Origin of the sequence: Meridianimarinicoccus roseus, assembly GCF_003172915.1 — a bacterium.
Lineage (GTDB): Bacteria > Pseudomonadota > Alphaproteobacteria > Rhodobacterales > Rhodobacteraceae > Meridianimarinicoccus > Meridianimarinicoccus roseus.
This window is the reverse complement of sequence record NZ_QGKU01000068.1, coordinates 85324-97114: the sequence shown is the minus strand read 5'-3', so window position 1 is coordinate 97114 and position 11791 is coordinate 85324. Positions and strand designations below refer to the sequence as shown.

The following is an 11791-nucleotide window of genomic DNA, read 5'->3' as shown; positions in this document are numbered from 1 at the left end:
GCCTTAGCGCCCCTGCCCCTGGCCGCCCGACGGGTCCGCCGCAATCTCGATCACGCGAGTCAGACGGGCGAGATCTCGGCGCAGTTCAGTCGTGCTTTCCTGGCGGCCTGCCGTCAGTTCCTCGAGGATCCGCAGCAGCTGAACGTCGATGCTGCGCAGGCGCGAGCGCGTTTCGGCCTCCAGCGCGTCGGCTTCGGTAATCGGCCGGGCGGTGACGGCGTTGATCGCGGCGATCAGGTTCTCCTGACCCTCGGCGATCCGCGCAAGCGTGGCATTGATGTTGGCGTCTTCGGACACTTTCTGCGACAGGCGTTCGACCGATGCGGCGAGCATCCCGAGTTTCTCGTCCACCGCAGCGCGGCTCTGGTCGCTTTCGATGAAGGTGGTGTTCAGGGCGTCGAACTGTTCGGTCATCTGGTCCATCAGCGTCGCGAACATGGAGCTTTCCGCGCTCATGTCGGTGTCGCCCGCGCTGAACCCGACCCGCGTGATCGAGGACAGCCATTCCTCGAGTTCGCGGTAGAAGCGGTTCTGGCCGTGCCCGGCGAACAGTTCCAGAAGCCCCACAACGAGCGACCCGGCAAGCCCCAGAAGCGAAGAGGCGAAGGCCGTCCCCATCCCGCCAAGCTGCGTTTCCAGACCGCCGATCAGCCGACCGAAGATCGCGGTGGAGCTTTCGCCAGGTGCCGGCGCAAGCGAGCGGATCGTGTCCACCACAGCCGGGATCGTCGTCGCAAGGCCATAGAACGTGCCCAGAAGGCCCAGAAAGATCAGAAGGCTAGTGATGTAGCGGGTGATGTCGCGCGCTTCGTCCAACCGCGTTGCGACACTGTCCAGGATCGACCGCGACGAGGACGCCCCGATCTGCATACGCGCCCCGCGCGAGCGCAGCAGCGCCGCAAGCGGCGCCAGCAGCCGTGGCGGGCGCTTGATGTCGAAACCGGGCCGGTCGCGGGCAAAATCCTCGATCCAGTTCACCGCCGACACCAGTTGAAGCACCTGCAGGAAGCAGGCCAGCACACCAACGACGAACACGACGCCGATGGTGCCGTTCAACCAGGGGCTTTGTGCGAAGACCGGGGCGACCTGCGGGAACGCCACGTAGGCGCCCGCCGAGAACGCACCGATCACGATCAGCATCAGCACGATCTGGCGCACGGGCTGCGAGAACTGCGCACGCACTTCGCGGCCCTGCCGGAGCCCCTGCCGCCCATCGCCTTGCGCTGCCATCCGTCTGCCTTTCCAGTGACTTTCGCGCAGCATAGGGTGCGGCGGCGCGTGTTCCAACAGCGTTTGTCCGGCTCAGTCCAGTTCTGCGACGCGCATGGCCAACCAGTCGAGATCTGCATCGCCAAGGCCGAGTTCGCGCAGATGCGCGGCGGTGTTGAACAGGTAATCGCGGTTCGGGCCGCGCCCCCCCACGGCCGATGCGATGATCCTTGCCTGTTCTTCCAGCGGCAGTCCGCCGCAATACTGCACGTGCTGCGGATCGACGACGTAGGTCACCGCGTGCACGCGGCGCCCGTCGGACAGGTCCAGCGGCAGCGTCTTCTCCAGATATGCCGAAGAGATCAGCTCCCGTTCGCGCAGCGTGGCGAGTGTCTCGTCGGCATCGTCCTCGGCCACGCCGAAGGCAATGCCGGAACAGCGTGCACCCGGATGCGGATCGAGCGCCAGCACCAGCCCAGGGCTGTCTGCAGTGCCGCGATGATGGACCGAGCGCATGCAGAATGACCGGGCATACCCGGGCAGTTCCGCGATCACCCGTTCCACATGGGTGAAACCGGGATTCCAGATCAACGATCCGTATCCGAAAACCCAAAGGGCGGCCGTGTTCTGAGGCATCTGACTGGTCCTTTTTCCGCGGCCCCTGTAAACACAAGCGCGAACAGACAGAAAAGGCCCCGCGATGCGAATTCTACTGGCCGTGATCCTTTTGGCGGCGGCCGCCTGGGCCGGATACTGGTTCATCGGCGCGCAGGCGGTGGAACGCGGGCTACGCAACTGGCTGGCCGCGCGCGAGGCCGATGGGTGGGTCGTCAGCACCGCCAGCCTGAACACGGCCGGGTTTCCCAACCGCTTCGATACCACGTTGCGCGAGGTCGAACTGGCCGATCCGTCTACTGGCTGGGCGTGGTCGGCGCCGATTTTCCAGGTTCTGGCGCTCAGTTATCGGCCCAGCCATGTGATCGCCGTCTGGCCGGACACCCAGACAGTCGCAACGCCGCTGCAGAAGATTGACCTGACCAGCGAACGAATGCGCGGGTCGGTGGTTTTCGCCGACATGCGCGCCTTTACGCTGGACCGGGCGACGGTGGAGTTCGCGGCAGTGGTCGCGCAGTCCAGCGCGGACTGGCGCGCGGGACTGGGAAGCGGACAACTGGCGCTGCGGCGCACGCCGGCGGCGGTGAACAGCTATGATCTGTCGCTGCAGGCGGCGGATTTCGCGCCGCCCGAAAGCCTCGTCACCCGGCTTCTGGCGCGCAGCACGCTGATCGGTGACACGGTGCAGCGGCTGGCGCTGGACGCCAGCGTGGTGTTCGACGCGCCATGGGACAGGCGGGCGATCGAGGAGCGGCGCCCCCAGCCCCGCCGGATCGACCTGCGACTCGCGCGGGCCAGCTGGGGCGAACTGGACCTGCGCATCGCCGGAACGCTGGACGTGGCGGAGGACGGAGTGCCGACCGGCAGCCTGACGGTCAAGGCCACCAACTGGCGCGAAATGATGGCGCTGGCACAGGCCGCAGGGCTGGTGCCCGAACGGCTGGCCCCGCTGCTGGAGGGCGGACTGGCGCAGATGGCCCGCATGACCGGCAACCCCGACACGCTGGACGTGCCGCTGCGCTTCGACGGCGGGCGGGTCAGCCTTGGCGGTGTGCTGCCGCTGGGTCAGGCGCCGCGCCTGGTGCTGCGCTGATCTTGCGGGTACCGCGGCCGAAATCGGGTGCGTCGGTGTCCTGCCCGGCCTCGATGATTCCGCGCCGGATTGCGCGGGTCCGGGTGAAATAGGCGTGCAGGTGGTCGCCATCTCCGGTGCGGATGGCCCTTTGCAATGCGAACAGTTCCTCGGTGAAACGGCCGAGGATCTCCAACGTTGCCTCGCGATTGTTCAGGAACACGTCGCGCCACATCGTCGGGTCCGAGGCCGCGATGCGGGTGAAGTCGCGGAATCCCGCAGCGGAATACTTGATGACCTCGCTGTCGGTCACGCGGCGCAGATCGTCCGCCACGCCGACCATCGTGTAGGCGATCAGGTGTGGCGCGTGGCTGGTGACGGCCAGCACGAGATCGTGGTGATCCGCATCCATTTCATCGACGTTCGACCCCATCCCTTCCCACAGCGCGCGCAGCCGTGCAGTGGCCGAAGCATCGGTTCCGGGCACCGGAACGAGCAGGCACCAGCGGTTGTCGAAGAGTTCCGCGAACCCCGATCGCGGGCCGGAATGTTCGGTCCCTGCAAGAGGGTGGGCGGGCACGAAATGCACGCTGTCCGGCAAGTGGGGGGCTACGGCATCTATCACAGACCGCTTTACGGACCCCACATCGGTGACGGTCGCGCCCGGCGCAAGGTGGGGCGCGATCTCGGCGGCAAGCGCCCCCATCGCACCGACGGGAACACAAAGCACAACGAGATCGGCGCCGATCACTGCCTCTGCCGCTGTGTCCGTCACGCGGTCGCACAGCCCGTCTTCGCGTGCGATGGCGCGGGTGGCCGGTGTACGGGCCGTGCCGACGATTTCGCCGGCAAGACCCGCGCGGCGCATCGCATGGGCCATGGAGGACGCGATAAGGCCCAGCCCGATCAATGCGACGCGGCGGTAGATCATGCTCATGTCCGGGCCGCGCGGAACTCGGCCACGGCGGCCGCGACGCGGGTGCAGGCGGCTTCGTCGCCGATGGTGATGCGCAAACAGTGCGGCAGCCCGTACCCGGCAACACGGCGCACGATCAGCCCGCGCGATTGCAGATGCGCGTCGCAGGCAGCGGCCTCGGTCTCCGATGCGAAGCGGGCCAGAACGAAATTCCCCTGCGAGGTGTCGGAAGGCACGCCGAGGGCGGCCAGATCATGGGCCAGCTTCTCGCGCAAGCGCGCGTTCTCGGCGCGGCAGCGTTCGGCATAGTCCGCATCCCGCACGGCGGCTTCAGCGGCCTCCAGTTGCGTGGCGGACAGGTTGAACGGCCCGCGGACCCGGTTGAGCACGTCGATGATCGCCGCGGGGCCATACCCCCAGCCGATCCGCAGACCGCCGAGCCCGTAAAGCTTGGAAAAGGTACGGGTCATTACGACGTTGTCACGCGCACCGGCCAGCGCGGCGCCACCATCGTAGCCCTCCACGTATTCCGCGTAGGCGCCGTCGATCACGAGGATAGCCTGCGGCGGAAGTCCGCCCGCAAGCCGCGCCAGATCGTTCCCGCCGATCATGGTCCCGGTGGGGTTGTTAGGGTTGGCGAGGAATACCAGCTTCGTGCGATCGGTACAGGCCGCGAGCAGGGCATCGACATCGGCCGTGCGCTCGCGTTCGGGGGCGGCCACCGGCGTTGCCCCCGCAGCGCGGGCCGAAATGGCATACATCAGAAAGCCGTGTTCGGTGTGAAGCACCTCGTCGCCCGGCCCGGCATAGGCCTGGCACAGGAAGGTGATGATCTCGTCGCTGCCGACACCGCAGATGATCCGATCCGGATCCAACCCGTGCATCTCGCCGATGGCGCATCGCAGGGCCGCGTGATCGGTGGACGGGTAGCGGTGCAGTGCGCCCAGCGATGCCTCTGCCGCGGCGATGGCCTTGGGGGACGGGCCGAACGGGTTCTCGTTCGACGACAGTTTGACAACGTCGGCGACGCCGTCGATCTTCGCCTTGCCGCCCTGGTAGAGCGCGATGTCGAGAATGCCGGGTTGGGGTACGATTGCGCTGGTCATTTGGCTCTCCTGCTCTGGTGCGGTGTAGCGGGCACGGCGGGTCATTTCCAGCGGCAAGCGGACATGAAAAAGGCCGCGCCCGGTTGCCCGGCGCGGCCTGCGAAGACTGCTCCGAACGGGATCAGTTCTGGGCGTAGTATTCGATCACGAGGTTCGGTTCCATCTGCACTGCGTAGGGCACGTCGGCAAGGCCGGGGCGGCGCACGAAGGTCGCGGTCAGTTTGGAATGGTCGGCTTCGATGTAGTCGGGCACGTCGCGCTCTGCCAGTTGAGTCGCTTCCAGCACGATGGCCAGTTGCTTGGATTTCTGGCGCACCTCGACGACATCGCCTTCCTTCACGCGGTAGGAGGGGATGTTGACGCGCTTGCCGTTCACGAGCACATGGCCGTGGTTCACGAACTGGCGTGCGGCGAACACGGTCGGCACGAACTTGGCGCGGTAGACAACGGCATCGAGGCGGCTTTCCAGCAGGCCGATCAGCAGCTCGCCGGTGTCGCCGCGCACTCGCTCGGCCTCGGCAAAGATCTTGCGGAATTGCTTCTCGGTCAGATCGCCGTAGTGGCCCTTCAGCTTCTGCTTCGCACGCAGCTGAAGGCCGAAATCGGAAATCTTGCCCTTGCGGCGCTGGCCGTGCTGGCCGGGGCCGTATTCGCGGCGGTTGACCGGGCTTTTCGGACGGCCCCAGATGTTTTCGCCCATACGGCGGTCGATCTTGTACTTGGCAGCTGTGCGTTTGGTCACGGCTGATCTCCTTGCTTGGGGATAATCCCCGATTGCGAAGGGCGTTGTCCTTCGCCGCCCCGGATGTCCCGGTTTGGCCGACAGGCATCCCCTTGCGGGGGCCACCAACACCAATGGTCTGCCCGGCATCGCCGGAACCGTGCCCCTAGACCCCTCCCCACCGGGTGTCAAGCCCCCCACCAATGCCGTGGCCCGTGCCCGTGTCAGACGTCGTCGCGCAGGATCGTCACGACGATGCGGCTGTTGCGCAGGCTCATCGGGTTGCCCGGATCGGCGGGGCGCCGGTCGGCATAGCCGGTGATCCTTAGGATGCGGTCCGGCGCGAGGCCGATCCGTTCCAACCGGACCTGCACGACCTGCGCGCGATCCGTGGACTGGTCCCAGACCGGGTTGCGCGCGACCACCAGCGGACGCGCGGGGACATGCGCCTCGACCGAAACCTGGTTCGACACGATGTCCATCACCTTTACGATCACGGCCAGCGTGTCGTGCAGCCGTTGCGTCGGCGCGCCGGTGGCCGGATCGAACAGCGGTGCGCCCGGCATCTCGAAGATGTCGATCGCCATACCCATGTCGGAGACACGGGTGACGACATGCGGCATGTCGCGCAATTGCGACATGCTCTCGCCGCTGCGCGCGGCCAGCACGCGCATCAGGTCGCGCACGGCCTGCTCCGGGCTCTGGTCCACGGCCTGCGCCCCCGTCTCGCCGGCCTCGCCATTCGCCTTGTCCAGTTCGCCCGGATGCAGCATCGTCGCGCCGGTTCCGTTCTGCGCCAGCACGTCCTCGGCGAAAACACTGTCGCCCCAGAAGGCCCCTTCCCCGCCGCCCGACACGCGGTTCACAGGCACCACCGGAGAGAAGTAGTCCGCCAGCCCCTTGCGCTGCTTTTCCGTCGTCGCGTTCAGCAGCCACATGAGCAGGAAGAAGGCCATCATCGCGGTCACGAAGTCGGCATACGCCACCTTCCACGCGCCCCCGTGATGGCCGTCGCCCGCGACCACTTTCTTGCGCTTGATGATGATCGGCGCCATCGGCGTGTTGTCGGCCATTCCCGTCCTCGCGCGGAAGCTGTTTCCCCCGATCCCTAGAACGAAGGGATGAAGGGCGGCTTAAAGCCGCTTGCATCGCGCCGCGCGGCTTGGCATCGACAGGGAAACCCCGGACAGGCAAGGCCATGCACGCGCATTACTTCTTTGGCTACGGATCGCTCGTGAATCAGCGCACCCACAGTTACCCCGACGGGCGCAAGGCACGGTTGCAGGGCTGGCGGCGTGTGTGGCGAGGCACGCCCCTTGCGCCGCAAGCGTTTCTGTCGGTGCACCGTACCGGCACCGGGGCGATCGACGGGCTGGTCGCAGCCGTGCCGGGGCAAGACTGGGAGGCGCTGGACCGCCGCGAGACCGGCTATCGCCGCCACGCGCTGCGCGACGACATCTATCACGACCTGCACGCGGAGGCGCAGGTGCAGGTCTATGCCGTGCCGCCCGCGGACCAGCACGCGCAGGACGCAAGCCCGATCCTGCTCAGCTATATCGACGTGGTCGTACAGGGCTTCCTGACACAGTATGGCGAGGATGGCGCAGCCGCCTTTTTCGACAGCACGGACGGATGGGCGCGCCCGGTGATCGACGACCGCGCCGCGCCGCGCTATCCGCGTCATCAGACCCTCAGCGCGGCTGAGCGCGCGCTGGTGGACCGGCACCTTGCCGCTCTGCCGGTGACGCTTACACCGCCGGACTGAGGCCGCGACCCAGCGGTGGCGCGGGTCAGCGCGGCTTGGGCCGGGCCTGCATCAGGGGCAGGAAATCGGCCATCTCGGGGCCGCGCCCCTGGCCGGTCAGCGCCTTGCGTAGCGGCATGAACAGCCCCTTGCCCTTGCGCCCGGTGCGTTCTTTCACCGCCGCAGTCCAGTCCGCCCAGCTGGACGGGCCGTAGGGCGGATCGGGCAGCAACTCCAGCGCGGTGGCGACGAATTCGGCGTCCTCCGGGTCGATCTGCGGCGTGGCCCCTTCGGACAGAACCTCCCACCAGCCTAGGATGTCGTGGCGCGTGGTCACGTTTTCGCGCATGACGGACCAGAACGCGGCGCGCTGCGCATCGGGCACCCCGGCGGCTTCAAGATCGGCTGCGACGGCCGAGACCGGCAGCGTGCCCAGATGGCGCGCAGTCAGCGGAAACAGGTCGTTCTCGTCGAACTTTGTAGGCGCACTGCCGAACCGGGCGATATCGAAGCCTTCGACGAGTTCGTCGACCGATCCGCGAAGTTCCACCGGATCCGCGGAGCCGAGCCGCGCCATCAGCGAGAGCAGCGCCATCGGCTCCACCCCACGCGCGCGCAGGTCGCGCAGACTGAGCGTGCCCAGCCGCTTCGACAAGGCCTCGCCCTGAGGGCCGGTCAGCAGTGAATGGTGCGCAAAGCTGGGCACGGTGCCGCCAAGCGCCTCGATGATCTGGATCTGCGTTGCCGTGTTGGTCACGTGATCGGAACCGCGCACCACGTGGGTTACCCCCATCTCGGTATCGTCCACCACGGAGGCGAGCGTATACAGCACTTGCCCGTCGCCCCGGATCAGAACCGGGTCGGACACGCTGGCCGCGTCGATAGACAGATCGCCGAGAATGCCGTCCGCCCATTCGATGCGGGACTGGTCCAGCTTGAAGCGCCAGTGCCCCTGCCCGCGTTCGGCCCGCAGCGCCGCGCGCTCTTCATCGCTTAGCGCCAGCGCAGCGCGGTCATAGACCGGCGGGCGACCCATGTTCAGCTGTTTCTTGCGCTTCAGGTCAAGCTCGGTCGGCGTCTCGAAACATTCGTAAAACCGGCCCATGGCGCGCAGTCGGTCCGCGGCCTCGGCATAGCGATCGAGCCGCAGCGACTGCCGTTCCACCCGATCCCAGTGCAGACCGAGCCAGTCGAGATCTTCCTTGATCGCGTCGACATAGGCTTCCTTCGACCGCTCAGGGTCGGTGTCGTCAATACGCAGTATGAAGGTCCCCCCGGCCTTGCGCGCGATCAGGTAGTTGAACAGCGCGGTGCGCAGGTTGCCCACATGGATGTGGCCTGTCGGCGAGGGGGCGAAGCGGGTGATTGTCATGGAACGCGGTCTCCTGTCGCGCGCTGGATAATCACAATCGTTCGGCCAAGTCCACCGCCGCTCACACCGGGTGGATTGTCCAGCGGCGCGCAAGGTCTTCCAGTCCCGCGCGAATCAACTCGGCAAGGACATCGGTGTCCACCCGGTCCAGCCGAGGCATGTACAGGCACGCCTTGCCGCTTTTCACCGGACCGAGCCGCGCAAGCAGGTCGCGGAAGTCAGCATAGCCCGGCATGATGTACACCACCGTCTGGCGCGCACGCGGCGCGAAACCGGTGGCGAGACTGCGGCCCGATCGCCCGCTCTCGTAGATATAGTCGTAACGGCCATAACCAACGATCCCCCCGGGCCAAAGGCGCGGGGGAAAGCTGCTGGCGATCCGGAAGATCGCGTCCAGCTGCAGCGCATCGTCTCGCCGAGCGGGCGGCGCGACCCGGTTCAGAAAGTCGGCAACATCCTGCGGCGTATCGGGTGGCGGCAAGGGCATCGCAAAAACGTGGCACAGGCCCTTCACGCTGGCAAGTCGCGCCGCGTTTGGTCATATCGGAGGCATGGCTGACGAATGGTCCAACACGATGCCGCCCGATCTGGACACGATCGAGACGCTTGCACGCGCGGCGCTGACGGCGCTGCCCATCCCGTTTGCCGCAGCCGCCCAAGGGGTCGTGCTGCGGGTTGAGGACCTTGCCGACGACGCGATGCTGGACGATCTGGGGATGGACGATCCGTTTTCGCTCACCGGGCTGTACGACGGCATTCCGCTGACCGAGAAATCGGTGATGGACCAGCCGACCGGGCCCGACGTGATCTGGCTGTTCCGGCGGGCCATCCTGGACGAATGGGTGTCGCGGGGGGACGTGACGCTTGCCGATCTTGTCACCCATGTGGTCGTGCACGAACTGGCACACCACATGGGATGGTCCGACGCCGACATCGCCCGCATCGACCGCTGGTGGGAATGACGCCGCGCGAAAAGGCGCGGCGCTTATGCTTTCAGCCCTTGCGCCGGGACCGCGCACCGAGCAGGCCAAGACCGCCAAGCGCCGCAAGGCTGAGCGGCAGAGCAGCCGGAAGCGGAATGGCCGCCGACGGCGCCGCCAGCGTGAAGGTGACGTCAAGCTGGCCGCGGTTGTCGTTGTAGAAATTCGGCCCGCCGTTGAAGCCGCCTGCATCCACGAAGCCAAGATACAGCGTGTCTGCCCCTGCCGGTGCCACAAAGCTCTGAACCGTGCCCGAACCGGTGCCGGTCAGGCCGTCGCCGATGAAGAAGGTCTGGTTCAAGGACGGGCTGTAGCTTGCGAGTTCATAGGACAGGCCCGCGCCGCCGTAGGCCAGCGTGGTCGGTGCCGTGCCGGAGGGCGGCGTGCTGCTGTCCACGAACAGGCCGGCCAGAAACAGCTGGCGTCCGAGCGCCGTCAAGCCTGAAATGCCGCCCGAGGATGTGACACTGCTGTTTCCGCTGAACACAAGCCCGGTCGTTCCGTCCGCGTTCATGTCCGGCGTACCCGAACAGCAATCGGTCAGGCCGGTGATGGACGAAAAGGTCAGCACGAGGCCCGCGGCGGGAGAGAAGCCGACAGCCGTCGGTACAATGCCGTCGCCGCCGCCGGTGGCGCTGGCCTTGAAGATGTTGGTGGTCGCCTGAACGCTCAGCGACGTGCTGGCATCCGCCGCGCCGAAGGACGCGACAGCGAGTGATAGGGCCGCAATAAGGGTACGCATATCGGGAATCTCATCCTAGTTACCGTTAAGTAAAGATAATACTCCCGATTGCCGACCCTCGCAACAATCCGTTGGGTGCGGCATGCCCGGATCGACACTCCAAGCAAGGCTCATCCCGGAAGATTTCGGCGGGGCTGTCTCGCCAAGCGCCGCGGTCGAATTAGTTAATTGCGAGCAAACAGGGAGACTCAAATGACACGTATGACACGCAGACAGGCACTGGCCGCAAGCGCAGCCCTGCCCTTGGGCGCCGGACTGACCGCTGGTGCCCGGTCGGCGCACGCTGCGGCAGAGATGAAGGGCGCGGCGATGCCGCGCTTCAACCGCTTCGCCCTTGGCGAATTCGAGGTGACGGCGCTGCTTGGTGGCAGCGTGACCCGTGAGGAACCGCAGGGTATCTTCGGAATGAACGTCACACCCGAGGAATTTGCCGAGGTGTCGGAAGAGAACTTCATCCCGACCGACCGCACGCAGTTCTTCTTCACGCCCACCTTGGTCAACACCGGGGAAGAACTGATCCTGTTCGACACCGGCCTGAATCCCGACGCCACCACCGACGTGATGTCCGCCGCGGGCTACGAACCGGGCCAGGTGGACACGGTCGTGATCACCCACATGCACGGCGACCATATCGGCGGGCTCATGGGCGACGCCGGGGCAACCTTCGCCAACGCCCGCTACGTGACCGGCGCGGTCGAACACAACCACTGGTCACAGGCCGACAACGAAGGGTTCAACACCAAGGTCGCGCCGCTGAACGACAACATGACCTTTCTTGAGGACGGCGGAAGCGTCGCTTCCGGGGTGACCGCGATGGCCGCTTTCGGGCATACGCCCGGCCATATGGGATACATGCTGGAAAGCGGCGGACAGCAGCTGATGCTCTTCGCGGACCTCGCCAACCACTACGTTTGGTCGCTGGCCTACCCGGATTGGGAGGTCCTGTTCGACATGGACAAGGCCGCTGCGGCCGCCACGCGCCGCCGGGTGCTGGGCATGCTTGCAGCCGACAAGGTGCCTTTCATCGGCTATCACATGCCTTTCCCGGCGCTTGGCTATGTCGAGACGCGTGGCGACGGCTTCCGCTACGTGCCGTCCAGCTACCAGATGATGCTGGGCTGAGATTCGCCCGGCGGGCCCGAAACCGGGCCCGCCACCCCCCGTAAAGGCGCGCCTCGCCATTCCAGGCCCCCCGTGCGCCTGAAAACGCCCCACAAACCCATACTTTCGGCCAGGTACTATCCCAAGGGAGTGCCAACGTGATCCTTCGCGCCCTGAACTGATCCGTTGGACGCGTGCCCCCAGCTGCAGAAA

Annotated in this window: 13 protein-coding genes; 4 read left to right on the top strand and 9 right to left on the bottom strand. The window is 66.4% G+C overall.

Annotated features, from left to right (window positions below; genetic code table 11):
• Positions 1-3 precede the first annotated feature (3 nt).
• Together DKT77_RS20185 and DKT77_RS20180 are read right to left on the bottom strand one after the other, a co-directional pair.
• Complete coding sequence (locus DKT77_RS20185) at positions 4-1230, bottom strand: biopolymer transporter ExbB (RefSeq protein WP_109813433.1); 1227 nt, start codon at positions 1228-1230, stop codon at positions 4-6.
• 72 nt (positions 1231-1302) lie between these two features.
• Positions 1303-1845, bottom strand: coding sequence for a gamma-glutamylcyclotransferase (locus DKT77_RS20180; RefSeq protein WP_109813432.1), 543 nt, complete (start codon positions 1843-1845; stop codon positions 1303-1305).
• A gap of 64 nt (positions 1846-1909) precedes the next feature.
• Between DKT77_RS20180 and DKT77_RS20175 the strand changes: the two genes are divergently transcribed.
• A complete protein-coding gene (locus DKT77_RS20175) occupies positions 1910-2917 on the top strand; it encodes a DUF2125 domain-containing protein (RefSeq protein ID WP_109813431.1) in 1008 nt (335 codons plus the stop codon).
• Here the strand turns inward: DKT77_RS20175 and DKT77_RS20170 are convergent.
• The 4 genes from DKT77_RS20170 to DKT77_RS20155 form a co-directional block, all read right to left on the bottom strand.
• A complete protein-coding gene (locus DKT77_RS20170; RefSeq protein WP_109813430.1) occupies positions 2862-3833 on the bottom strand; it encodes a prephenate/arogenate dehydrogenase family protein in 972 nt (323 codons plus the stop codon). The genes DKT77_RS20175 and DKT77_RS20170 overlap by 56 nt on opposite strands.
• Entirely contained in the window at positions 3830-4918 is a 1089-nt protein-coding gene (hisC, locus tag DKT77_RS20165) for a histidinol-phosphate transaminase (protein WP_109813429.1), read from the bottom strand. The genes DKT77_RS20170 and hisC overlap by 4 nt, the downstream gene beginning before the upstream one ends.
• A gap of 121 nt (positions 4919-5039) precedes the next feature.
• Positions 5040-5660, bottom strand: a complete 621-nt coding sequence (rpsD, locus tag DKT77_RS20160; RefSeq protein ID WP_109813428.1) for a 30S ribosomal protein S4 — start codon at positions 5658-5660, stop codon at positions 5040-5042.
• A 203-nt stretch (positions 5661-5863) separates the two neighbouring features.
• Positions 5864-6712: a flagellar motor protein MotB gene (locus DKT77_RS20155; RefSeq protein WP_109813427.1), complete on the bottom strand. Its 849-nt coding sequence runs from the start codon at positions 6710-6712 to the stop codon at positions 5864-5866.
• Positions 6713-6837: 125 nt separating this feature from the next.
• Here DKT77_RS20155 and DKT77_RS20150 point away from each other — a divergent pair, with 125 nt between their 5' ends.
• Positions 6838-7404: a gamma-glutamylcyclotransferase family protein gene (locus DKT77_RS20150; RefSeq protein WP_109813426.1), complete on the top strand. Its 567-nt coding sequence runs from the start codon at positions 6838-6840 to the stop codon at positions 7402-7404.
• Between the two features lie 25 nt (positions 7405-7429).
• Here the strand turns inward: DKT77_RS20150 and gltX are convergent, their stop codons facing one another.
• Together gltX and DKT77_RS20140 are read right to left on the bottom strand one after the other, a co-directional pair.
• Positions 7430-8755, bottom strand: coding sequence for a glutamate--tRNA ligase (gltX, locus tag DKT77_RS20145; RefSeq protein WP_109813425.1), 1326 nt, complete (start codon positions 8753-8755; stop codon positions 7430-7432).
• A gap of 61 nt (positions 8756-8816) precedes the next feature.
• Entirely contained in the window at positions 8817-9242 is a 426-nt protein-coding gene (locus DKT77_RS20140; protein WP_109813424.1) for a DUF1801 domain-containing protein, read from the bottom strand.
• Between the two features lie 64 nt (positions 9243-9306).
• On the opposite strand from DKT77_RS20140, the gene DKT77_RS20135 reads away from it, so the two are divergent.
• Positions 9307-9717 (top strand): metallopeptidase family protein, encoded by a 411-nt coding sequence (locus DKT77_RS20135; RefSeq protein ID WP_109813423.1) that lies wholly within the window; start codon positions 9307-9309, stop codon positions 9715-9717.
• 31 nt (positions 9718-9748) lie between these two features.
• Here DKT77_RS20135 and DKT77_RS20130 read toward each other — a convergent pair whose 3' ends face one another.
• Positions 9749-10477, bottom strand: coding sequence for a hypothetical protein (locus DKT77_RS20130; RefSeq protein ID WP_109813422.1), 729 nt, complete (start codon positions 10475-10477; stop codon positions 9749-9751).
• A 192-nt stretch (positions 10478-10669) separates the two neighbouring features.
• Here DKT77_RS20130 and DKT77_RS20125 point away from each other — a divergent pair, with 192 nt between their 5' ends.
• Complete coding sequence (locus tag DKT77_RS20125; RefSeq protein WP_109813421.1) at positions 10670-11599, top strand: MBL fold metallo-hydrolase; 930 nt, start codon at positions 10670-10672, stop codon at positions 11597-11599.
• The last annotated feature ends 192 nt before the right edge of the window (positions 11600-11791 follow it).

What these genes read in the sequence shown, in the direction of transcription:
- DKT77_RS20185 (WP_109813433.1), bottom strand. Translation starts at nt 1,230, where the DNA reads ATGGCAGCGCAAGGCGATGGGCGGCAGGGGCTCCGGCAGGGCCGCGAA.
- DKT77_RS20180 (WP_109813432.1), bottom strand. Translation starts at nt 1,845, where the DNA reads ATGCCTCAGAACACGGCCGCCCTTTGGGTTTTCGGATACGGATCGTTG.
- DKT77_RS20175 (WP_109813431.1), top strand. Translation starts at nt 1,910, where the DNA reads ATGCGAATTCTACTGGCCGTGATCCTTTTGGCGGCGGCCGCCTGGGCC.
- DKT77_RS20170 (WP_109813430.1), bottom strand. Translation starts at nt 3,833, where the DNA reads ATGAGCATGATCTACCGCCGCGTCGCATTGATCGGGCTGGGCCTTATC.
- hisC (WP_109813429.1), bottom strand. Translation starts at nt 4,918, where the DNA reads ATGACCAGCGCAATCGTACCCCAACCCGGCATTCTCGACATCGCGCTC.
- DKT77_RS20155 (WP_109813427.1), bottom strand. Translation starts at nt 6,712, where the DNA reads ATGGCCGACAACACGCCGATGGCGCCGATCATCATCAAGCGCAAGAAA.
- DKT77_RS20150 (WP_109813426.1), top strand. Translation starts at nt 6,838, where the DNA reads ATGCACGCGCATTACTTCTTTGGCTACGGATCGCTCGTGAATCAGCGC.
- gltX (WP_109813425.1), bottom strand. Translation starts at nt 8,755, where the DNA reads ATGACAATCACCCGCTTCGCCCCCTCGCCGACAGGCCACATCCATGTG.
- DKT77_RS20140 (WP_109813424.1), bottom strand. Translation starts at nt 9,242, where the DNA reads ATGCCCTTGCCGCCACCCGATACGCCGCAGGATGTTGCCGACTTTCTG.
- DKT77_RS20135 (WP_109813423.1), top strand. Translation starts at nt 9,307, where the DNA reads ATGGCTGACGAATGGTCCAACACGATGCCGCCCGATCTGGACACGATC.
- DKT77_RS20130 (WP_109813422.1), bottom strand. Translation starts at nt 10,477, where the DNA reads ATGCGTACCCTTATTGCGGCCCTATCACTCGCTGTCGCGTCCTTCGGC.
- DKT77_RS20125 (WP_109813421.1), top strand. Translation starts at nt 10,670, where the DNA reads ATGACACGTATGACACGCAGACAGGCACTGGCCGCAAGCGCAGCCCTG.